The organism is Shewanella litorisediminis (genome assembly GCF_016834455.1).
Classification (GTDB): domain Bacteria; phylum Pseudomonadota; class Gammaproteobacteria; order Enterobacterales; family Shewanellaceae; genus Shewanella; species Shewanella litorisediminis.
Genome location: NZ_CP069213.1, coordinates 3,419,311 through 3,440,705, shown reverse-complemented (window position 1 = coordinate 3,440,705; position 21,395 = coordinate 3,419,311). Strand labels below are relative to the sequence as shown.

The 21,395-nt window shown below is 54.5% G+C and carries 17 protein-coding genes and 1 riboswitch; of the genes, 8 read left to right on the top strand and 9 right to left on the bottom strand.

Annotated features, from left to right (window positions below; genetic code table 11):
* Positions 1–6: 6 nt before the first annotated feature.
* A complete protein-coding gene (locus JQC75_RS15180) occupies positions 7–1,023 on the top strand; it encodes a response regulator (protein WP_203324876.1) in 1,017 nt (338 codons plus the stop codon).
* A gap of 125 nt (positions 1,024–1,148) precedes the next feature.
* Here the strand turns inward: JQC75_RS15180 and ygfZ are convergent, their stop codons facing one another.
* Both ygfZ and serA read right to left on the bottom strand, forming a co-directional pair.
* The gene (ygfZ, locus tag JQC75_RS15175; RefSeq protein ID WP_203324875.1) at positions 1,149–2,108 is read right to left on the bottom strand and encodes a tRNA-modifying protein YgfZ; all 960 of its coding nucleotides are present in this window, start codon (positions 2,106–2,108) and stop codon (positions 1,149–1,151) included.
* A 132-nt stretch (positions 2,109–2,240) separates the two neighbouring features.
* A complete protein-coding gene (serA, locus tag JQC75_RS15170; protein WP_203324874.1) occupies positions 2,241–3,470 on the bottom strand; it encodes a phosphoglycerate dehydrogenase in 1,230 nt (409 codons plus the stop codon).
* Positions 3,471–3,981: 511 nt separating this feature from the next.
* Here serA and JQC75_RS15165 point away from each other — a divergent pair.
* Complete coding sequence (locus JQC75_RS15165; protein WP_203324873.1) at positions 3,982–4,647, top strand: helix-turn-helix transcriptional regulator; 666 nt, start codon at positions 3,982–3,984, stop codon at positions 4,645–4,647.
* 97 nt (positions 4,648–4,744) lie between these two features.
* Here JQC75_RS15165 and JQC75_RS15160 read toward each other — a convergent pair whose 3' ends face one another.
* Positions 4,745–6,247 carry a curlin gene (locus JQC75_RS15160; RefSeq protein WP_203324872.1) on the bottom strand — a complete coding sequence of 501 codons (1,503 nt, stop codon included), beginning with the start codon at positions 6,245–6,247 and terminating at the stop codon, positions 4,745–4,747.
* Between the two features lie 13 nt (positions 6,248–6,260).
* Positions 6,261–6,695, bottom strand: coding sequence for a curlin (locus JQC75_RS15155; RefSeq protein ID WP_203324871.1), 435 nt, complete (start codon positions 6,693–6,695; stop codon positions 6,261–6,263).
* A gap of 781 nt (positions 6,696–7,476) precedes the next feature.
* Here JQC75_RS15155 and exeM point away from each other — a divergent pair.
* The 4 genes from exeM to katB all read left to right on the top strand — a co-directional run bounded on the left by exeM (position 7,477) and on the right by katB (position 12,654).
* Positions 7,477–10,074: an extracellular exonuclease ExeM gene (exeM, locus tag JQC75_RS15150; protein ID WP_203324870.1), complete on the top strand. Its 2,598-nt coding sequence runs from the start codon at positions 7,477–7,479 to the stop codon at positions 10,072–10,074.
* A 148-nt stretch (positions 10,075–10,222) separates the two neighbouring features.
* The gene (locus JQC75_RS15145) at positions 10,223–10,660 is read left to right on the top strand and encodes a PaaI family thioesterase (protein ID WP_203324869.1); all 438 of its coding nucleotides are present in this window, start codon (positions 10,223–10,225) and stop codon (positions 10,658–10,660) included.
* A 41-nt stretch (positions 10,661–10,701) separates the two neighbouring features.
* Complete coding sequence (locus JQC75_RS15140; protein ID WP_203324868.1) at positions 10,702–10,941, top strand: YgjV family protein; 240 nt, start codon at positions 10,702–10,704, stop codon at positions 10,939–10,941.
* A gap of 246 nt (positions 10,942–11,187) precedes the next feature.
* Complete coding sequence (gene katB, locus JQC75_RS15135) at positions 11,188–12,654, top strand: catalase KatB (protein WP_203324867.1); 1,467 nt, start codon at positions 11,188–11,190, stop codon at positions 12,652–12,654.
* Positions 12,655–12,754: 100 nt separating this feature from the next.
* Here katB and JQC75_RS15130 read toward each other — a convergent pair whose 3' ends face one another.
* Positions 12,755–13,315, bottom strand: coding sequence for a TMEM165/GDT1 family protein (locus JQC75_RS15130; protein WP_203324866.1), 561 nt, complete (start codon positions 13,313–13,315; stop codon positions 12,755–12,757).
* An 89-nt stretch (positions 13,316–13,404) separates the two neighbouring features.
* Positions 13,405–13,494, bottom strand: a riboswitch (yybP-ykoY riboswitch).
* Between the two features lie 298 nt (positions 13,495–13,792).
* Here JQC75_RS15130 and JQC75_RS15125 point away from each other — a divergent pair.
* Positions 13,793–14,980 (top strand): amino acid permease, encoded by a 1,188-nt coding sequence (locus tag JQC75_RS15125; RefSeq protein ID WP_203324865.1) that lies wholly within the window; start codon positions 13,793–13,795, stop codon positions 14,978–14,980.
* A 200-nt stretch (positions 14,981–15,180) separates the two neighbouring features.
* Positions 15,181–17,337, top strand: a complete 2,157-nt coding sequence (locus JQC75_RS15120) for a S46 family peptidase (RefSeq protein ID WP_203324864.1) — start codon at positions 15,181–15,183, stop codon at positions 17,335–17,337.
* A gap of 109 nt (positions 17,338–17,446) precedes the next feature.
* Here JQC75_RS15120 and JQC75_RS15115 read toward each other — a convergent pair whose 3' ends face one another.
* The 4 genes from JQC75_RS15115 to JQC75_RS15100 all read right to left on the bottom strand — a co-directional run bounded on the left by JQC75_RS15115 (position 17,447) and on the right by JQC75_RS15100 (position 21,349).
* Positions 17,447–18,199 carry a pseudouridine synthase gene (locus tag JQC75_RS15115; RefSeq protein WP_203324863.1) on the bottom strand — a complete coding sequence of 251 codons (753 nt, stop codon included), beginning with the start codon at positions 18,197–18,199 and terminating at the stop codon, positions 17,447–17,449.
* Positions 18,196–18,888 (bottom strand): hypothetical protein, encoded by a 693-nt coding sequence (locus tag JQC75_RS15110; protein ID WP_203324862.1) that lies wholly within the window; start codon positions 18,886–18,888, stop codon positions 18,196–18,198. Before JQC75_RS15110 ends, JQC75_RS15115 begins: the two co-directional genes overlap by 4 nt.
* Positions 18,889–18,916: 28 nt before the next feature.
* Positions 18,917–20,254, bottom strand: a complete 1,338-nt coding sequence (locus JQC75_RS15105; RefSeq protein WP_203324861.1) for a Na+/H+ antiporter NhaC family protein — start codon at positions 20,252–20,254, stop codon at positions 18,917–18,919.
* Positions 20,255–20,602: 348 nt separating this feature from the next.
* Positions 20,603–21,349, bottom strand: coding sequence for a thiol:disulfide interchange protein DsbA/DsbL (locus JQC75_RS15100; RefSeq protein WP_203324860.1), 747 nt, complete (start codon positions 21,347–21,349; stop codon positions 20,603–20,605).
* Positions 21,350–21,395: the final 46 nt, after the last annotated feature.

Sequence of the window (21,395 nt, the reverse complement as noted above, 5' to 3'; positions counted from 1 at the left end):
GTTGCGATGGAAAAGGCCACTGTGCTGGTGGTGGATGACACCCCGGAGAACATAGATATTCTGGTGGGGATATTGGGGCAGGATTATAAGGTCAAGGTTGCCATCGATGGCCCAAGGGCGCTGGCGCTGGCGCAAAAGTCGCCTCCGGATCTGATTTTGCTGGACGTGATGATGCCGGGGATGAGTGGCTATGAGGTATGTCGCCGCCTCAAGCAGGAACCCATGACGGCCCATATCCCGGTAATTTTTGTGACCGCCCTTGCCGAGGTCGCCGATGAAACCCAGGGCTTTGAACTGGGGGCCGTGGACTATATCACCAAGCCGGTGAGTGCTCCCATTGTGAAGGTTCGGGTGAAAAACCACCTGGCACTTTACGACCAGAAACGGCTGCTGGAAGAGCAGGTTCGGGAACGGACCAAAGAGCTCGAACATACCCGCTTTGAGATTATCCGCCGTCTCGGCCGCGCCGCCGAATACAAGGATAATGAAACCGGTTTGCACGTGGTACGTATGAGCCATTACGCAAGATTGCTGGCGCGACAGGCCGGGCTGCCGGAGCCCTTCTGCGAGCTCCTGTACAATGCTGCGCCCATGCACGACATAGGCAAAATAGGCACCCCCGATGCGGTGCTTAAAAAGCCAGCCAAACTGGATGCCCAAGAGTGGGAAATAATGCAGCAGCATGCCAGCATAGGCGCCGAAATTATCGGTGAACATCCAGACCCCTTGTTGCAGATGTCCCGCCGTATTGCCCTGACTCACCACGAGAAATGGGATGGCTCTGGCTATCCCAATGGTCTGAGTGGCAATGACATTCCCATTGAGGGGCGCATCGTGGCCATTGCCGATGTGTTCGATGCCCTGACCTCCATCAGGCCGTACAAAAAGGCATGGAGCATTGAAGACACCATGGCCTTGCTGGAGTCGGAAGCCGGCAAGCATTTCGACCCCGAGCTGGTTGAGCACTTCAAGCAGATTTTGCCCGAGGTGGTTGCCGTGCGGGATAAGCACATTGAAACCTGAGTTCGGCCCGGCTTTCGGCAGCCGTTATGCCAGATGTTCTGGCATTGGGCTTTCAGAATAAAAAAAGAGGCGCATATTGCGCCTCTTTTTATTGCTCACATCCGCGTCAAATCGATTGTGGGCGGTCAGTCTTCCAGCGAGTAGGGCAGAGGCAGCAGAGTAAAACTGGCCTCGTGGTCGTCCGCGAGACGCAGCACCGCATCGGGCGCCGTATCATTGGCAAGCACTGCGGTCATCAGCACCTTGTTACCTCGGCTCACCACCTCAATGATGTTGCCTGCCTTGCGATAGCCACCTTCCACGGCGATTTCCAGCGTGCTTTCGAGGCGCACCGGTGTCTGGCTTTCACCAAAGAGGATATAGAGCGCGCGTTTGTTGCCGCCACGGTATTTGGTGCGTGCCACGGTTTCCTGCCCCATGTAGCAGCCTTTGTTAAAGCTGATACCGTCGAGGGCCTGCAGATTACACATCTGGGGGATGTACTCGCTGGCATGGCCGGCCGCGATATTGGGGTAGCCGGCACGGATTTCCAACGCTTGCCACACGCCAGCGCCATAGAGAGGCTGGCCGCTTTTCTCAATCAGGGCACAGGCATTGGCCTTGTCCAGGATCAGGATAAAACGCTCTCCGTCTTTAAGCACAGTACCTTGCTCAGTGCTGTAAACGTCTGCGTCAGACGTACCAAAGTGCTGGGTAACAAAACCGGCGGCCTCTGGACCTGAGATGCCCAGCAGGGTGAGCTCGCCACTCACATCAACGAGTTCTGCCTTGCTGAAGACGGCATATTTTTTCAGCTGAGCCAGTGACACTTCCAATGCGCTGCGCGGCTCCAGCATCATCAGGGCATCGCCCAGTTTAAAGGTACGGAAGGTCGCCAGCATGCGGCCCTTGGGATCGCAGTGGGCGCCCCAGCGCCATTGACCGGGTTCCAACGCACTGATATCGGCGGTGACCTGACCATGGATAAAGCTGTTGCCCTGCTCGCCGGTGACCGACACCAGCCCGAGATGATTGAGTAAACTCAGGGTCAATGCCGGGCCTTCGCTGTCCAGCGCCCAGGCGGCCTGTGAGACGGTAAATGTCATTGCCTGTTCCTTGAAATGAACTTGGATAGTCTGGGATTGTAGCGGATCCCAATGGCCGGGTGAATGACCAAGTCCTTGCCTGACACGCAAAAATAAAAAGGCGCCACCTGGGCGCCTTTTTATGGGTCACTGTCAGTGCAGCAAACGGGTTCTGATGGTGCCTTCGATGCCGCGCAGTTGCTCGAGCGCTTCCTCGGCCTGGTGGGTGTCCACTTCCATCACCACGTAACCGATATCGGCGGTGGTTTGCAGGTACTGGGCGGAGATGTTGATGCCTTTTTCAGAAAACGCCTGGTTAATCTTGATAAGAATACCGGGACGGTTTTTGTGAATGTGCAGCAAACGTGAAGTGCCCTTGTGCAGCGGCAGGGATACCTCGGGGAAGTTCACCGCAGACACGGTGGAGCCGTTGTCTGAGTACTTGGCGAGCTTGCCTGCCACTTCGATGCCGATGTTTTCCTGGGCCTCTTCGGTAGAGCCACCCACATGTGGGGTCAGGATGACGTTGTCCAGGCCACGCAGAGGGCTTTGGAATATATCGTCGTTGGACTTGGGCTCAACCGGGAACACGTCGATGGCGGCGCCGGCAATGTGCTCTTCTTTCAGTGCGGCTGACAGGGCGTCGATGTCGACCACAGTACCGCGGGAAGCGTTAATGAGGAAGCTGCCCTTCTTCATGGTGGCCAGCTCATTGTGGCCAATCATGTTTTTGGTCTGCGGGGTTTCAGGCACGTGCAGACTCACTACGTCGGCGCAGGCCAAGAGTTCTTCAAAGGAATGCACCTGCTGTGCATTACCCAGCGGCAACTTGTCTTCGATGTCGAAAAACTTCACCCGCATACCCAGTGTCTCGGCCAGAATGCCAAGCTGGGTGCCAATGTGACCATAGCCAATCACGCCCAGGGTCTTGCCGCGCACTTCCACGCTGCCGTTGGCACTCTTGAGCCAGCCGCCACGGTGGCACAGGGCGTTGCGCTGGGGAATACCCCGCATCAGCATGATGATTTCGCCCAGTACCAGCTCAGCCACCGAGCGGGTATTGGAGAAGGGCGCGTTAAACACCGGGATGCCGGCGAGTTCGGCAGACTTGAGGTCAACCTGGTTGGTGCCAATACAGAAGCAACCGATACCGACCAGTTTTTCGGCCTTGCTCAGCACGTCAGCACTCAGTTGGGTGCGGGAGCGAATGCCAACGAAGTGGGCATCTTTGATGGACGCAATCAGCGCCTCATCGGCGAGGGACGCCTTGTGATATTCGATATTGGTGTAGCCCGCCCGCTCAAGTACATCTACCGCAGATTGGTGGACGCCTTCGAGCAGCAGGAACTTGATCTTATCCTTGTCCAGCGAATGTTTCGCCATGGTGTAGATACCCTCTTTCTAATGCCTATAGGTTTTATTTGTCTGCTGACTGTCAATGCCCGCCCAAATTAGCATTTTTTTTACACAGTGTGGAGGGCTGGATGGCTAAAGTGTTTATTCAAAAACCAGAACAATATCACATAAGGTAAATGATACCGCACTAAGCGTCTGTCTCTGCGTTGGTGGTTTGGGTGGCCATAACCCGTGAGCAGGGGTTGAGCGTTAGCTGGGTTATGACGGTGCTGAACTACTTAATTTTGAGTATTTACATTTGTTAATGGTTTTTTGGCAAGCAGGTCCACAGGGCTGGAAAGCCCATGGCAGCAGGAGGCGCGTCGGGTCTCGTTTTTACCGTACATTGTTTAATGAGAATCGTTCTTTGATTCATACCTACGTCTTATGGTTTTATAGGGCCCAGTCCGCAAAATTGGGGATCCCTGTTCAATAGTCTGGCGTTTTTTTAGCCGCACACGGAAGTTTGAACGACGGCGGTCAACAAGGAGAAAGAGGGTTGAATACGGTAAATGAGTTGATTTTTGTGCACCAATTGGTCGCACCCTGTCATCTGGCCATTCTGGCAGAGTCCATAGGGTTAAAAACCCGCATCGTAAAACACGCCGGTGAACTGGAATTGGATAAGCACCCACAGGCGTTTTATCTCGTCGCCCAGAAAGGGGCTGCGCTGGACAATAAGGGCATTCCGCTCCTGGCCAGTCGACTGATCCCCCATGTGCCCGTCGCCCTTTATCAGGTGGAACGCAATTCTCTGGATCAGGAGGCTGCACTGCTGCTTGGGATCCGCGGACTCTTGTTTGCCGATCAGCGCATGGATTTGATGCTGACAGGTTTGCGTAAAATGGTGGCCGATGAACTTTGGTTTGACCGGACGCTGATCAGCAAGATGTTCCGCCGACTGGTGAATAAGTTGGACACCAATGGCGAGGTATCGCCAGACGCCATGGCAATGTTGCAATCGCTGACCGGCAGAGAGTGCACAATCATTCAGTTGGTGGGCAGCGGTGCCAGAAACAAAGAAATTGCTGACCGACTCTGCATCAGCGAGCACACCGTCAAGGCGCATATTTCGTCGATTTTTCGTAAGACCCAATCCCGCAATCGGGTGGAGTTGCTGCGCTGGGCCCAGTCTCACCAGAGTCACTTTGCTTTGGTCAGTTAAACAGAGTGTCGATGGCGCTGGTCACTGGAGTCTCAGCGTTATCAATACACAAATAAAAAAAGGAGCCGACAGGCTCCTTTTTTAATGGTTGTAGCTATTAGCGTGGCGCGCCGTTCTGAATCACAGTGGCGACGTTTTCATTACCCACCTGAGTCACGTTGATGACGTTGCTGCCGCCCATTTGAGCGCCGGTCACCAGGTTGTCGTTACCGCTTTGGGCCACGATGAAGCTGTTGCCATCGCCAACTACTGCGAAGGCACCTTCATCGCCGCTTACCCAGTTGCCGTTGCCGGTTTGGGTGATTTGCGCCAGGTTTTCATCGCCCTGGATAAGCAGATCCAGCACGTTCAGGTCGCCGGACTGGGTGCCTGTGATGTCGGTGTTGCTGTTGCCGCTGATGGTGACAATGGCTTCGTTGTCATTGCCCATTTGCGCGATATCCACTTCGTTGTCGTTACCAAATGCAACGCTGTATGCATAGTTGGCATCGCCTTCCTGAGCCACTTCCAGGCTGTTGTCTTCGCCAAAGGCGCCGGCCAGCAGTTGGTTGCTGTTGCCTTCTGAGCTCAGGTTCAGGGTGTTGTCATTGCCCATGGCAACAAACTCGGCATAGTTCAGGTCGCCTTCCTGCTCCAGATCCACATCGTTATCGTCGCCGTCAACGATAAACTGAGCGCTGTTGGAGAAGCCTTCCTGCTCTATGTCTATCATGTTGTCGCTGCCTTCAATAACAGCTGTCAGTGTGTCACCGATGGCGTTTTCGGTGCCAGACTGGTTGATTTCAACGTCGTTGTTGTCACCGGTGGTGAATTCCAGAACCGCCACGTTGCGATCGCCATCCTGAGTCATGGTCAGATCGTTGTCGCTGCCTTGCAGGGCGTAAACAAAGCCCACGTTGTTGTTACCAACCTGCTCAATCTCAACTTCGTTGTTGTCACCGGCAACACCGCGCACACCACCCACGTTGTTGTCACCTTCCTGATAGATGGCCACATCGTTGTTGTTGCCCACGTTGGCAGTGAAGTCCAGTGCAATCAGACCACCCTGGTTGTTGTTGCCCAGCTGAGTGATTTCACCGTCGTTGTCATTGCCCTGTACGCGGAAAACGGCATAGTTGCTGCTGCCGTCCTGATCAACCCAGGCACTGTTGTTATCGCCGGTCAGTTCGACATTGCTTTCGTTCAGCTCACCGGCCTGCATCACGTCAACGGCGTTACCGTTACCGGCAGTGACAGCGCTGCTCTGGTTGAAGAAACCAGTCTGAACCACGTTATCCACGTTGTTGTCACCGGTTTGGCTCACGCCGGCAATGTGCCAGTCTTCGGCCTGCTCAACAGATACGGTATTCAGATTGCCCTCAGAGCCAATATAGGCCTCGTTCCATACGCCGTCCTGCGCGACTGTGGTGTTGTTTTCATCGCCGATTTGGGTAACCTTCGCGACGTTCAGGATACCCGATTGCTCAACTGTGGTGTCGTTGGCATAACCGGACTGGTTCACCTGGATTTCGCTGCTATCGCTGGCAAATGCCTGCGCTGACATGCCGATACCCGCGGTGATGGCCAGAGCCAAGAGTGACTTCTTCGCTTGTGATTTCATGTGACGCTCCCTGTTAGTATTGAGTCACGGCGATAGAGGCTCCATCGCCAATTTGTTGAATAGAAAAGTTCGCACTGCCCAACTGCTTGAGCTGCACCAGATTGTTATCTCCTATCTGGGTTATCTCAGCGCTGTTGTGGTTTCCCGCCTGAAACAAATCCACCTCATTGTCAGCGCCCAGTTGACGCACCTGAGCCTGATTTTCAACGCCGATTTGGGTGACGATAAGGCTGTTGAATTCGCCCGATTGGGCAATCATGGCCTCGTTCTGCACCCCCATCTGAAACAGGTCAATGAGGTTGTCCCGTCCGCTGGACTCCAGCAGAGTTTGCAGGGGAACGGAAAGCGACATCTCGTCGCTTACCCCGGGTGCTGGCGTATCAGCCAGCAAGGCGGGGCAGCAAAGCAGGAGGGAAGCGCTTAAAACCAGCGATTTGCAGTAAGACACTCGACACTCCTTTGCGATGCGTAAACTTCCAAAGCCGATGGGTCGGCAAAAATACAGCACCAAGTTAAGGTTCTGAGACCTGAGTCACAATCGGAAGAAAGCCTATTTATTCAGGAGTGGGGGAGTCGCCACTTTTACAGAGTATTTCCGTTTAAGTGTTTGATATTTTTGTGTTGTTATTTTCTGTTGATGCATTTTACCGGCAGGCTTTAGCTACTTCAGGCTAGTAGGTAAGTCTAAAAACCAATGTCTGGACTGGGCAAATACGCCTTGTTGGGCGAAAGTGATATTGAAATATCTCATCCGGAAACTTGCCGCCGGTAATGACCTTGATGGGATATTTCGGTTCAGTATTTAACTGAGCAGACGCAACAGTAGTTTTACGCGGCCATGATGGCCGCGTTTTTTTATTTGTCTTGGCCAAAGTACATTGCGGATTATTGAGAATGCAGTACCGAATAATATTGGGTAAAATATCGGCAATTAATCATTTTCTATACATTCATTATTCAGTGTTCTGCTCTGTCATTATCAGCTTTCCCCCGCGTATTATGTCTAAAATAATTTCATTTTATCGGTCTGTTATTATTTGTTTTTTTAATCAGAACGCTGTATTTATTCGTTTTAAGGAACTGATGGTGTTGGCTAAAGTGTTTAGATATCCATGCTTTAGCTTACATGAACTGTGACATAACCCCTTCTTTTGGAGTATTAACTCTGGGACAATCTGCCCGCGTTAACGAAAGATAACGTCATTATTATAATTAACGGGGTTGATAATATGGAAAATGTTAAAAAGCTGACAGCCATTGCCGTGGCTGTGTCGGCGGCAATGCCATTATTGGCAAATGCTGATGTAATGATTACAGAATATGTAGAAGGCAGTTCCAATAATAAAGCCATTGAGCTTTACAACAGCGGTGATGCGGCCGTTGATCTGACCGGCTATTCTCTGGCGCGCTATAAAGATGGCGCTACCACCCCCATCAACATGGTGGCCCTGGATGGTCAAAACCTGGCCGCCAAAGGCATCAAGGTCATTACCCATCCGAGTGCCATCATTACCCTGCCTGCGGGCACAGACACCATGACGGGCGATCTCTACTTTAACGGCACCGATGCGGTGGCGCTGATGAAAGACGGCGCCATTGTGGATGTAGTGGGTGCCATTCCCACCCCAAAAGACTGGGGCCTTAACGTCACCATCGCCCGTAAGACCAGCGCGCTGAAAGCCGCTGCTGTATATAACGAAGCCGATTGGGATACCTCGGACATCGACAACTTCTCCGGTCTTGGCAGTGTTGAGGGTACGATAGCGCCCGAAGTGCCAGTGTTCAGCTGCGCCGGCGCTACGCTGATCCCCATCTATGACATTCAGGGCAGTGGCGATAAGAGCCCACTGGTGCCCGAAGGCAAGTTTGAATCCGACACTGAAGTGACCCTGCGCGGTGTGGTATCTGCCCGTGGTGAGAGTCTGTTTAAGGGCTTTTACCTGCAGGATGTGCAGGGTGATAACTCACCGCTGACCTCCGACGGTATTTTTGTCTTCCTCGGCGAAGCGGCACCCGAGGCCATTCAGCCCGGGGTGGAAGTCTGTGTTCAGGGTAAGGTGAAGGAATATTTCGGCCTGACCCAAATCGATATCAAGGCTGACAAGAAGTTTGAAGTGGGCGCCAAGGGTGACGTCCCCGGTGCCGCGCCATTTGCCGTGACCGAAGGCGAAACCCTGGAGCAGGCGCTGGAGCGCTTTGAAGGCATGAAAGTGGTGCTGGATGCCGGCAGCGAGATGAAAGTCAGCCGTACTTTCAGCTTTGATTATGCCGGTCGTCGCAACAACCTGATGCTGTCCCACAAGGCGCCGCTGATGAAGCCGACTCAGGTGCATCCTGCGCTGAGTGAGGAGGCCATTGCCCTTGAAAAGCAAAACCGTGGCAATGAGCTGTTTGTGGAGTCTGACTTCAAGGCCGCCGACGGCGTAGTGCCTTTCCTGCCTGACTTCAACGCCGAAACCGGTTATATCCGCGTGGGTGATGAGCTCAAGGGCCTCGAAGGCATGGTGAGCTACAGCTACAACGAATACCGTTTGGTGACCACCAACACCATTACCCCGGCCGACATTGTTCGCGGTAATGATCGCACCGATGCCCCTGTTGTGGCCGAAAAAGGCGATATCCGGGTGGCCAGCTTCAACGTGCTGAACTTCTTCAACGATGTGGTGGGTGGCGATGCCAACCCAACCGGCTCCAACCGCGGCGCCCTCACCGAAGAAGAAATGCTGCTGCAGCGCACCAAGATTGTGAATGCCATCACCGCCATGAACGCCGACATCGTGGGCCTGATGGAAATTGCCAACAACGGCTTTGGTGAGAAGAGTGCGATTCAGAACCTGCTGGATGCCCTGAATGCCGAACAAGCAGCCGACAACGCCTACAGCTTTGTGGAAATTGCCGATGCCGACAAGACCGATGGCAAATACTTCGGTAATGATGCCATTACCGTGGGCATGCTGTACCGCGCGGCCAAGGTGAGCCCGGAAGGTACGGCCTTTGTGATTGAAACCCCTGAGCAGCACGCTCCGGCCGGTGTTGCCAGCCGCGATAACAAGGGCACGGTTGAAACCAGTCCGGCGCAGGACAAGTATCAGCGTCACAGCCTGGGTCAAACTTTCAAGGTAAAAGATGAAAACCTGACCGTGGTGGTAAACCACCTCAAGTCCAAGGGTTCAGGCTGCCTTGAAGATTGGATCAACTTCGATGAAAGCCGCGATCCGGCCGATCTGCAGGGCAAGTGTAATGCCTTCCGTGTATCGGCTGCCAAGGTGATTGGTGAAGCCGTGAAAGACATCGAAGGCGATGTGCTGGTGATTGGCGACTTGAACGCCTACGGCATGGAAGACCCGGTGCGTGTGCTGACCGACTATGATGCAGCCAAGTCCGAACGCGCGGTGAAAACCGCCAGCTACACCACCCTCGGTGGTCAGAGCTACGAGCAAGAGGGCAGCGTGATTGAGAAGGGCTATGGCCTGATTAACCTCAACACCCAGGTACATGGCGCCGATACCTATTCCTACAGCTACAACGGTGAGCTGGGTAACCTCGACCATGCCCTGGGCAACGACAGCCTGGCCAAGCGTGTGGTGGACATCGAAGACTGGCACATCAACTCGGTTGAATCCAACCTGTTCGAGTACGGTAAAAAGTACACCGGCAGCCTGGAAAAATCCGACAATGCCTTCTCGGCGTCAGACCATGACCCTGTCATTGTGGCCCTGAGCTATCCCGATAAAGTGGAAGAGAAAAAGGATGACGGTGGTGCCATGGGCGGATTGCTGTTGGCATTGGCAACCCTGATTGGTCTTGGCCGTCGCCGTTGTCATTAATTTAAGTGAGTAGCAAAAGGGGATGCATACATCCCCTTTTTTATTGTGCTTTCAAGTGGTTTTGTTTCGGCTCAGGCTGCAGGGCATTGGTTTACCTGCACGGCTGCGGCAAGTACACTGGCGCCATTACAGTCAATGGGAGAAGTGAATGAGTATCTGGTTTCGCCCCATCACCCTGGACGATTGCGCCAAAATGGATGAGGGCTTGCATGGACGTGGCACCCTGATGAAGACCCTCGGGATCCAAATCAGTGAAATTGGCGATGACTACATGAAGGCGACCATGCCTGCCACCCCGGCGGTACATAATCCCCTTGGTATAGTGCACGGTGGGGCCAATGTGGTTTTGGCCGAAACCGTGGCGAGCTACGCCGCCAACTTCGTGGTGGATTTCGAGAAATATTATTGTGTCGGCCAGGAAATCAACGCCAATCACCTGCGCGCCGCCCGCAATGGCATGCTCACGGCCACTGCCAGGCCTGTGCATCTGGGTAAGCGCAGTTCCGTGTGGGAAATTCTGGTACACAACAGTGCAGGGGAATTGACCTGCATTTCACGGATGACAGCGGCAGTTGTAGAACGCTGAACTAAAATATAGGCATCATAAACAGTTGCAGAGGAGTTGCGATGGAGACGGCAACGATTTGGGAGTGGGTCGGCTATCTGGCCTCGGTGGTGGTGGCAATTTCGCTGATGATGGCCAACATCAAAAAGCTGCGCTGGTGGAACCTGGTCGGTGCGGCCTTATTTGTCGCTTATGGCCTTGCCATCGATGCATTGCCGGTGGCGCTGGTGAACTTTTTTATTGTGATTATCGATGCTTACTATCTGGTGAAGCTCTACCGGGAGCCCGAACCCAACAGCTGATCCTGATGTCATGATTGAAACGCGGCCCTGGCCGCGTTTTTTTATTGGCGCGGGAATAATTCATCGGAATGTCAGATTGTAATCATCTGATTTAATCGTTTTATCTGTTTTTCGATTGCCGTAGTCTTTGCTTATCGACTGGGTCGTTAAGTTTAAGGAGCCAATATGGCCACCATTTTTGACCTGATAGAGGCCTGGTGTAACCGGCCAGCAACCAAATCAACGGATAAATAAGAGGAAACACAGATGAGTCATTACATCACCAGCCAAAACGGCGCCCCCATCGCCGATGACCAGAATTCCCTGACTGCCGGCAGCCGCGGCCCTGTATTACTGCAAGATTGGCAACTGATTGAAAAGCTGGCGCACTTTAACCGCGAGCGTATTCCGGAGCGCGTGGTGCATGCCAAAGGCACCGGGGCTTACGGCACCTTCACCCTGACCCGTGACCTGTCTGAGTACACCATTGCCGACCACTTTATCGGCGAAGGCAAGGTCACCGAAACCTTCGTGCGTTTCTCCACCGTGGGCGGTGAAATGGGTTCTGCCGATGCCGAGCGTGACCCCCGTGGCTTTGCGGTGCGCTTTTACACCAAGCGCGGTAACCATGATGTGGTGGGTAACAACACGCCTACCTTCTTTTTGCGTGATGGCATCAAGTTCCCGGACTTCATCCACACCCAGATGCGTAACCCCCAGACCAACCTGAAAGATCCCCAGGCCATGTGGGATTTCTGGTCACTGAACCCTGAAGCACTGCATCAGGTGACAGTGCTGATGTCTGACCGCGGTATTCCGGCCAACTATCGTCAGATGCACGGTTATGGCTCCCACACCTTCAGCCTGTGGAATGCCAAAGGCGAGCGCTTCTGGGTCAAGTTCCACTTCAAGTCCCGGCAGGGCGTGGTGAACCTGACCAACGAGCAGGCCGACAAGCTCAAAGGCATAGATCCGGACTCTTCCCAGCGGGATCTGATGGTGGCCATCATGGATGGTAACTTCCCCCGCTGGACTGTGAACGTGCAAATCATGCCGGAAGCCGATGCCAACACCTATCACATCGACCCGTTCGATTTGACCAAGGTATGGCCACACAAGGATTACCCGCTGATTGAGATTGGGGTACTGGAGCTTAACCGCATACCGCAAAACTACTTTGCCGAAGTGGAGCAGGCGGCGCTGGCCCCCAGTAACCTGGTGCCCGGTGTTGGCGCCTCACCTGACAAGATGCTGCAGGCCCGTTTGTTTGCCTATGCCGACGCCCAGCGCTATCGCATCGGAGCCAACTACAACCAGCTGCCGGTGAACTGCCCACACGCCACTGTGGCCAATCATCACCAGCGTGGCGGCGCCATGGCCGGAACTCAGTGCCCCTATCATGGTGACAATGGCCATCAAAGCCAGACCGGTGGCGATGCCAGCGCCAACTACGGACCAAGCACAGTGACGGGTGCGCTGAATGATGCCAGCCACTTTGCTGAGCCGCCGCTGCGTCTCGAAGGTGAAGCCGCCCGTTACAGTCTTTACGGCAAGGACGACTACAGCCAGGCCGGTAACCTGTACCGTCTGTTCAGCGAAGGGGAGAAGAATCGCCTCGCCGAGACCATCGCCTCGACCCTGCGTCAGGTAACAGAAGAAGTACAGCAGCGTATGTTGGCCCACTTCGATAAGGCGGATGCCGACTACGGTCAGCGTATTCGCGCCGCGCTCTGAGAGGGTGTGAGTCGTTAGTCAGGGTAAAAAGAGGGAAGCAATCGCTTCCCTTTTTCTTTCAATAAATCAATTGGATGTTAACTGCTCTGCCAGAGCAGAGTTAATGCCACAGCAGGGTGGCTATACCCATGATGGCAAAGAGCACGGCGGTGCCGCGGTGTATCCAGGTCATCGGCAGCTTGTCGGCACTGAAATGCCCGGCAATCACCACGGGCACGTTGGCGAGCAGCATGCCCACTGTGGTGCCCATCACCACCATCCACAGATCATCGTAGCGGGCCGACAGCACCACGGTCGCCACCTGGGTTTTATCCCCGATTTCGGCAATGAAAAAGAGCACCAGGGTCGCGAGGAAGGGGCCAAAGCGGTAGAGGCTGCTTTCTTCGGCTTCCACTTTGTCCGGCACCAATACCCACAGGGCGATGGCGAAAAAGCTGAGCGCCACCAGATATCGGGCCGTGTCCGGGCTGACAAAGTCTGTTGCCCATTGGCCAAGCCAGGCGGCGGCAAAATGGTTGGCTATGGTGGCAATAAAAATGCCGAGGATGATGGCGGTTTTGTTTTTGAATCTGGCGGCGAGCAGCAGTGCCAGCAGTTGGGTCTTGTCGCCAATTTCGGCGATGGCCACGGTTAAGGTGGAGGCGGTAAAGGCTTCTAACATGATTGCGTTCCCGGGGTGGCTGACCGACAAGCACGATAAACCCGCCACCCCATAGTCATAGTTGTGGCTTATCGCGCTCAGGTCTTGCCGGGCAAACTCTGGTTTGCTGTAAGCACCATGGCATGTGGCCAAGTGTGTTGATGCTTACCCCTGAGCCTGGCTCAGGTTGGCTACTCCCCCGAAAGTGAGGCGGGCATTATAACAGCACAATACGCACGGGCAAGGGGATTGAAGACACATTTGTTACCGCCCGGTAGCGGGTTAGGATGCTTTTGCTGCCATGCTGCACACTGAGAGGCCGCGCCCTTGCCGAGCCTGTGTGGCTCTGTTAATGTCGGCAGCAGTCGTTTTTTTATGAAAGCCTGTAAACCCCTTCTGCGGGTACGTCCTCTCAAGGCGCTGGCCTTTCGGCAGTTCTAAAAATTGGCTCATTCCTATAACTACAAATGATTTATCAGACTTGAACAGGACAGTTCCGTGAATTTGAAAACACTTGGCTCTATCGCCATTGTGGCGGGTACCGCCATTGGGGCCGGCATGTTGGCGTTGCCGCTGGCGACCGCCGCACTCGGGGTGATCCCCGCGCTGTCATTACTGGTGGTGGTGTGGGCCATTTCGGCATATACCTCACTCCTGATGCTTGAAATTAACCTGCGCAGTGGCGTGGGTGACAATGTGCACGCCATTACCGGTAAGACCCTGGGTAAAAGAGGCCAGCTTATTCAGGGGGCGTCTTTCTTAAGTTTGTTGTATGCCCTGACCGCGGCCTACCTGACCGGTGGCTCTTCCTTGCTGGTACACCGCATGGAGTCGGTGTTCTCCATCAACCTCGATGGTCAGCTGGCGGTACTGATTTTTACCCTGGTGCTTGGCAGTGTGGCCGCCTTGGGCGTGAGCTGGGTAGATAAGCTCTCCCGCCTGCTGTTCAGTTTAATGGTGGTGCTCCTGGTGCTGGTGGTGGGCTTCTTATTGCCTGAAGTTCGCCCCTCGGTGATTGCCGCCGACGCTTTTGAAAAGGTCTCGGCCAATGCCTGGATGGCTGCCATTCCCGTGGTCTTTACCTCCTTTGGTTTCCACGTGTGTATTGCGACCCTGGTGCGCTACCTCGACGGTGATGCGGTCAATCTGCGCAAGGTGCTGCTGATAGGTTCAACCATACCACTGGTGTGTTACATCCTGTGGTTGCTGGTGACCCTGGGCACTGTCGGTGGTGACGAAATTGCCACCTTTAATGGCGCCCTGCCCAAGCTTATCAGCGCCCTTCAGGAGCTGGCGGCGCATCCTGTGGTGGGCCAGAGCATTGCCGTGTTTGCCGACTTGGCACTGGTGACCTCCTTCCTGGGGGTAACCATGAGTCTGTTTGATTTCCTGGCCGAAATGACCCGTTCAAAGGGTGGCATTGGTGGCCGTTTGCAGACCTGGGTTATCACCTTTTTACCGCCGCTGCTGTGCGCGCTTTTTGTGCCCGAAGGCTTTGTGGCTGTGCTGGGTTTTGCCGCCATTCCGCTGGTGTTTATGATAATTTTCCTGCCCATTGCCATGGCGCTGAATCAGCGTGCGCAGTACCGGGATGGCTATCAGGTCAGCGGTGGTAAGCTGGCCTTGTCGCTGATTGGTATCGCCGGTGTGGCCATTATTGCCGCCCAGCTGTGGGTGGCACTGTAAAAAGCCTTTTGTAACGGAAGTTTGCCAAGGCTGTGACAGCCTGTAACCCTGTGATAAAGTCGGGTCTTCGCGCCCGGCTTTTTTGTATCCGCCATTTGAGTTGTCTGACGTTTTACACCAAACATCAATGACTTGATTAAATGGGTAATTGGGCACGGCAATGCGCTCGACATCATCAAAACAAACAATGGAATAACACAATGAAAAAATGGTTACTGACTGCCGCCATTGCGGCCGCCTTCGGTGCCCAGGCAGACGAAGGTATGTGGCAGCCACATCAGCTTCCTGCGCTGGCCGAGACGTTGAAAGCCAAGGGACTGGAAATCGACCCTGAGTCCATCTCCAAACTGACCGAATTCCCGATGAATGCCGTTATCAGCCTGGGTGGCTGTACTGCATCATTCGTTTCTCCCAAAGGCTTGGTGGTCACCAACCATCACTGTGCCTACGGCTCCATCCAGTACAACTCCACTGCCGAAAAGAATCTGCTGGCGGATGGTTTTCTGGCCAAGAGCTTCGATGAAGAGCTCCCAGCTGCCCCGGGCTCACGTGTTTACGTGACCGAGTCTGTAACCAATGTCACCGCGCAAATCAATGAAGGTCTTGAGTCCCTTGAGGGCGATGCTTTCTACAAGGGCGTAGAGGCCAAAGAGAAGGCGCTGGTTGCTGAGTGTGAAAAAGAAGACGGCTACCGCTGTAACGTATACAGCTTCCACGGCGGTCTGGAATACTACCTCATCAAGCAGATGGAAATCCGCGACGTGCGTCTGGTGCATAACCCAGCGGGCAGCGTGGGCAAATACGGCGGTGACATCGACAACTGGATGTGGCCGCGTCATACCGGTGACTACTCCTTCTACCGCGCCTACGTGGGTAAAGATGGCAAGCCGGCGGATTTCTCCAAGGACAACGTGCCTTACGAGCCAAAGAGCTTCCTGAAAGTGTCTGCCAAGGGGCTGAAGGATGGCGATTTTGTGATGGTCACCGGCTATCCCGGCCGTACCAACCGCTACCGCACCGCCTCTGAAGTCGAAAACCAGTTCACCTGGAACTACCCGGCGAGCCGCGAGCTGCGTGAACAGATCATCGACATCATCAAGACCAGCGCCCCTGAAGGCAGCGATGCCCGTATCAAGTACGAAAGCACCCTGGCAAGCCTCGCCAACTACGCGAAAAACTTCGCCTCCATGATCGAGTTTTACGGTAAGTCCACCATGCTGGAAGACCGCAAGGCCCGTGAAGCTGAGCTGGCCAACTGGATCAAGGCCGATGCCAAGCGTCAGGCCAAATATGGTCAAACCCTGGCTGACCTCGAGCGTCTGGTTGCAGAAGGCAACAAGACCCAGGAGCTGGATTTGATCCTCGGCTACATGAGTTACTCCACCCCCATGAGCACTGCCGCGCGCCTGTATCGTCTGGCCCATGAAAAGCAGCTGCCGGACATGGAGCGTGAGCCGGGCTTCCAGGAACGCGATATGACCCGCTTTACCGCCGGCCTTGAGCGTATCGACCGTCGTTATGATGCCAGTGTGGATAAGGTCGTGCTGTTTGAAATGCTTAAACACTACGCCGCCCTGCCAGCTGACAAGCGCCGTGCTGACATCGATGCCTTCTTCGGTATAGGTAAAAAGTTTGACGAGAAGAAGCTTAAGAAGCAGCTCGACAAAATGTACGACAAGACCGAAATCGGCAACAAAGACGTGCGTATGGCCTGGATGGACAAGTCAGTTGATGACTTTAAAGCCAGCAAGGACCCATTCATTCAGCTGGCCGTTGCCACCTTCGACACCACCATGGCCCGTGAAAAGGCTCAGAAGGAACTGGCCGGTGAGCTGATGAAGGTGCGTCCTGCCTACATGGAAGCCATCATTGCCTACAACAACGAGCTGGGTAAGCCGGTTTACGCCGATGCCAACTCCAGCCTGCGTGTGACCTACGGTAACGTGAAGGGCTACTCGCCAAAAGATGGCCTCTATGCCGTGCCATTCACCCGTCTTGAGGGTATCACCCAGAAAGACACTGGCGTTGACCCATTCGATGCCCCCAAGAAGCAGCTGGAGCTGATTGAAGCCAAGCAGTACGGTGATTTCTATGTGAAAGACATCGACTCAGTGCCGGTTAACTTCCTGTCCACCGTGGATACCACTGGCGGCAACTCAGGTTCTCCAACGCTGAACGGCCGCGCCGAACTGGTTGGTCTGCTGTTTGATGGCGTTTACGAGAGCATCATCGGTGACTGGAACTACGACGACAACATCAACCGCTCCATCCACGTCGACAGCCGTTACATGCTGTGGGTGATGAAGTATCTCGACAATGCAGACAACCTGCTGGCCGAGATGGAAATCGTTGAATAACAGTCTGTGACTGAATAAAAACGGGGCCATTTGGCCCCGTTTTTTATGCTGCAATATCCTTAATCAGCTTTGGCCCTGCGTTGCCATCATTCGCGGTTCAGTACTGCCTTCATTTCTGGCCCAGCGCTGCCAGGAGTGTGAGGCGCTCTGTCTCGTTGAGCGCTCGTATCTGGCCTTCACCAAGCTCGCCCAGCGTCAGGCTTTGAATCGACTCCCTCAACAAATCCACCACAAGGTAGCCCCGTGCCCGCCACAGCCGGCGGATTTGGCGCTTCTTACCCTGGGTCAGCCACATTCTTACCCTGTGCGTACTGCTGTCTTCCGTCGAATGGCTGTTATCGGTGGCGACTGCAATCCGGCAGGGGCGGGTAGGGCCCTCACCGTAATCCAAACCCGCCGCAATGGCCGCAATGTCCCCGGGCTTTGGCGCTTTATTCAGAGTGATGAGATAGCCTTTTTCATGGTGAAAGTCCGGGTGCATCAGGCGCTGTGTCAGCTCGCCATCATTGGTCAGCAGCAAGAGGCCGCGGGAGTCTTTGTCCAGCCGTCCGGCGGGGAATAGCCGTAAATCGGCGGGTAAATGATGAATAAGGCTGTATGGATCGTCCGGGCGCAGGCGGCAGTCGATGCCAACGGGTTTGTGGTAAAGGAAGTACGTCTTGGCCTGAGCTGGATACAGGGGCTCGCCATCCAGGGTCACTTGGCTTGAGCCAAACACCCTGTCGCTGTGGGCGGCGGGCTGGCCATCAATACACACTCGGCCGGCCTCTATCAAACGCGATGCGCCGCGCCGTGAGGCGACACCGGCCTCGGCCAGATATTTACACAGGCGGGTGCCTTTGGTTAAGTCGCTGTCACTCAAGATTTGAGGCGGCGCTCTTCCAGCGCCTGATGGATAAGGGAGCGGGCCATCAGCGCCAGACCAATACCGGCCAGCATGGTCGCCGAGGTGTGTATCCACATGGTCATGGCCACCGGACAGAGCTCTTCCAGCGGGCCACAGGGCATATAATCCAAGGTCTGCGGGTCTATCTGCGCGAGCAAACCAATACTGGAGGCCAGCCCAACCAGGGCCACAAAGAACATGGGTGAGCTGCACAGTTCCTGATTGTTGCGGCGGGTAAATATCAGCAGCACAAACATGGCAAGACTTGAGGTCACAAAAACCAGCGCAGCCAGTCGGTGGGAGTCGGGGTCGTTATAGGGATAAATACCCAGCAGCATGATGCCAAGCCCAGTGCAGCCGCCAATGATGGCAATATAGCGGCTGAAACTGTTATAGCGCATGCTGAAAAGCCCCAGCATGGCAATCACGAAACTGGCGCCGGCGAACAGCAGGCAGATGTTATAGACGTAGGCCAGAGGGGAACTCAAATAGTCCCCCAGACGGTCGATTCGAAGATTGATTACCTGCCACCCCAGGGTACCCAGCACAGACATGATGGAGACAGCCGCGCCAAAGGCACAAATCATCACGCCGCCAATGGACATATGAAACACCAGTCGGTGAGGATCAAACTGTCCATAGTCGTTGCTGTCTTTGATTGTCATAGGGTTTCCCGGGGGCGGCAGCCGATCCTCAGTGACGTTTCCTGAACGTCACAATCAGAACGGCAACCAGCGCCAATATCATGCAGTACCATGCATAGGATACTGCCTCCAGGGGGGTGATGGCAAAGGTTGCGCCTATCAGCAATGCCTGGGCGCCGTACGGAATAAGTCCTTGAACAATACAGGAAAAGATATCGAGCACACTGGCGCTGCGCTTGGCACTGACACCGTGCTTTTGAGCAAGCTCCCGGGCGATATCACCGCTTATCACGATGGAGACAGTGTTGTTGGCGACACAGGCATTGGTCAAAGACACTATGCCGGCCATACCCAGTTCGGCCGCGCGGCAGGAGGCTTCGCCCTTCGCCTTGGAAAAACGGGCAATCAATCTTTCGATAAAACGGCTGACAAAGGCAAGGCCACCTTGCTGCTGCATCAGCGCGGCAAGGCCTCCCACCAACATGGACAGGATAAAGATTTCCTGCATGTTGCCAAAACCGGCATAGATATCTTTGCTGAAGTTGACCCAGCTGTAGTCAGTGGTGAACATGCCGACAAATCCGGCCAGCAGAATCCCAATGCCCAGTACCACGAATACGTTCAGCCCCGCGACCGCCAAAAACAGGATGCACAGATAAGGCAGCACCTTGATGAAATCCACCGACTGGGGCGCCACATTGGCTTCACCCTGGCCCGCAAGGGCAAAGGCCAGCAGGGTGATGAGTGATGCCGGCAGTGCGAAAATCAGGTTTTCGCGGAACTTGTCTTTCATGTCACAGCCCTGGGTTCGGGTTGCGGCGATGGTGGTATCGGAAATGATGGACAGGTTGTCGCCGAAGAGGGCGCCGGAAATGATGGCACCGGCCATCAGCGGCAGCGAAATATCGGCCTCCTGGGAAACACCCAGAGCAATGGGCGCAACGGCAGCTATGGTGCCCATTGAGGTGCCCATGGCGGTGGCAATAAAGGCTGCAATCACAAAAAAGCCCGGCAGCAGCAGATCAAAAGGGATGAGTGACAGGCCGAGGGCGACCGTGGCATCCACGCCACCCGTGGCCTTGGCCACCGAGGCAAAGGCACCCGCAAGCAAGTAAATCAAGCACATGGCAATGATATTGCTGTGGCCAATACCACCAATAAAGGTGTCGATGGCCTGATTCAGTTTCTGCTTTGACAGCAGCAGTGCCAGCACTATGGCGGGCAGAATGGCCACCACACTGGGCAACTGATAGAAGGCAAAGTCTACGCCCTGGCCGCTAAAGTACACACCGGCGCCAATAAACAGCGCCAAAAACAGAAACAGTGGCAGCAGGGCAACGAATGAAGCAGCACTTGCGTTGCCCTGAGTGTCTGGGGATTGATTCAAGGTTATCTCTCTTTATCGGGGGCGAAATGGCGGGTTCTTCCTGCATCACCACGATTTCGCTGAATATTTGTGTCGTTACGGCTTCATCTCCCGACAACTTAGGCGAAAGAATATGAGATAGCCAGCCATCTGTCAATTTAGACGTCTAGATGGTTTTACTTCTATTTATAAATTGTAACGCGGGGGTTAAGGATGGCGGAATTTGGCTGAATACTGGTCAATAAAGCTTGGGTAATAAAAGCCGGGCAATAAAGGTTAGCCAGGAAAAGAGGCCAATAAAAAGCCCCGCGAGGGCGGAGCTGTGCTTGGGGTTGCGCCCTGGGTTTGGCTCAGGGCTGCGGGGCTGGCTTACACCAGGCGTCTGCGACCCATGGCGGCCAGTGCCAGCATGGCGAGCACCGCCCAACCCAGGCTGCCACCCTTGTCTTCGGCGGCATCTTTTTCAGTGGCCAGATAGTTAATCAGGGCGCTGAGCTCTTCCAGGGTACGGATTTCCTGCAGGTTCACCCGATACTTATCGTTCACCACAAAGCTTGGAACGGACTGCACTTCAAAGGCTTGCTGTTGCTGACGCCACAGTGCCAGCTTGGCATCGGTTTCCTTGCTGTCGGCCAACTTGTCGTAGGTGGCGCCGTCAATACCAAACTTGGCAAACACCGCCTTGATGTCGTCACGGCTGTTGATTTCAGGCTCGTGGGAATGGCCGGGGGCACTGTGGTCGTGATGGCCCTGACCACCGTCGGCGCCCTGAATGGCGGCAAACATGGCATGGGTCAGCTCGCCTTGCTTGTCACTGCCGTGGATCACTGCCAGCGCACGCATCACCTCGGTACCTATGTCGCTGTTCATAAAGTCCACATGCTTGGTGTCAAAGCTGATACCTTCCTTCAACCCTTGTTTGATGGCGGGCAGGTACATGACTTCCATGTTGAAGCAGTTATGGCAGTAGAAAGAGAAAAATTCAGTCACCTTGGGTGACTTGCTGGGTGCCTGGTCAGAGACCTGGACATAATGTTTGCCTTCGACAAAATCGGCGGCAAAGCCGCAAAATGGCAGGGCGGCCAGAGTGGCTGCCAGCGTCAGACGTTTGTGCATAATGGCTCCGGGAATCAGGCGTGTTAAGTTTCAAACTGGAAAGTTC

What these genes read in the sequence shown, in the direction of transcription:
- ygfZ (WP_203324875.1), bottom strand. Translation starts at nt 2,108, where the DNA reads ATGACATTTACCGTCTCACAGGCCGCCTGGGCGCTGGACAGCGAAGGC.
- JQC75_RS15120 (WP_203324864.1), top strand. Translation starts at nt 15,181, where the DNA reads ATGAAAAAATGGTTACTGACTGCCGCCATTGCGGCCGCCTTCGGTGCC.
- exeM (WP_203324870.1), top strand. Translation starts at nt 7,477, where the DNA reads ATGGAAAATGTTAAAAAGCTGACAGCCATTGCCGTGGCTGTGTCGGCG.
- katB (WP_203324867.1), top strand. Translation starts at nt 11,188, where the DNA reads ATGAGTCATTACATCACCAGCCAAAACGGCGCCCCCATCGCCGATGAC.
- JQC75_RS15160 (WP_203324872.1), bottom strand. Translation starts at nt 6,247, where the DNA reads ATGAAATCACAAGCGAAGAAGTCACTCTTGGCTCTGGCCATCACCGCG.
- JQC75_RS15100 (WP_203324860.1), bottom strand. Translation starts at nt 21,349, where the DNA reads ATGCACAAACGTCTGACGCTGGCAGCCACTCTGGCCGCCCTGCCATTT.
- serA (WP_203324874.1), bottom strand. Translation starts at nt 3,470, where the DNA reads ATGGCGAAACATTCGCTGGACAAGGATAAGATCAAGTTCCTGCTGCTC.
- JQC75_RS15130 (WP_203324866.1), bottom strand. Translation starts at nt 13,315, where the DNA reads ATGTTAGAAGCCTTTACCGCCTCCACCTTAACCGTGGCCATCGCCGAA.
- JQC75_RS15180 (WP_203324876.1), top strand. Translation starts at nt 7, where the DNA reads ATGGAAAAGGCCACTGTGCTGGTGGTGGATGACACCCCGGAGAACATA.
- JQC75_RS15140 (WP_203324868.1), top strand. Translation starts at nt 10,702, where the DNA reads ATGGAGACGGCAACGATTTGGGAGTGGGTCGGCTATCTGGCCTCGGTG.
- JQC75_RS15110 (WP_203324862.1), bottom strand. Translation starts at nt 18,888, where the DNA reads ATGACAATCAAAGACAGCAACGACTATGGACAGTTTGATCCTCACCGA.
- JQC75_RS15145 (WP_203324869.1), top strand. Translation starts at nt 10,223, where the DNA reads ATGAGTATCTGGTTTCGCCCCATCACCCTGGACGATTGCGCCAAAATG.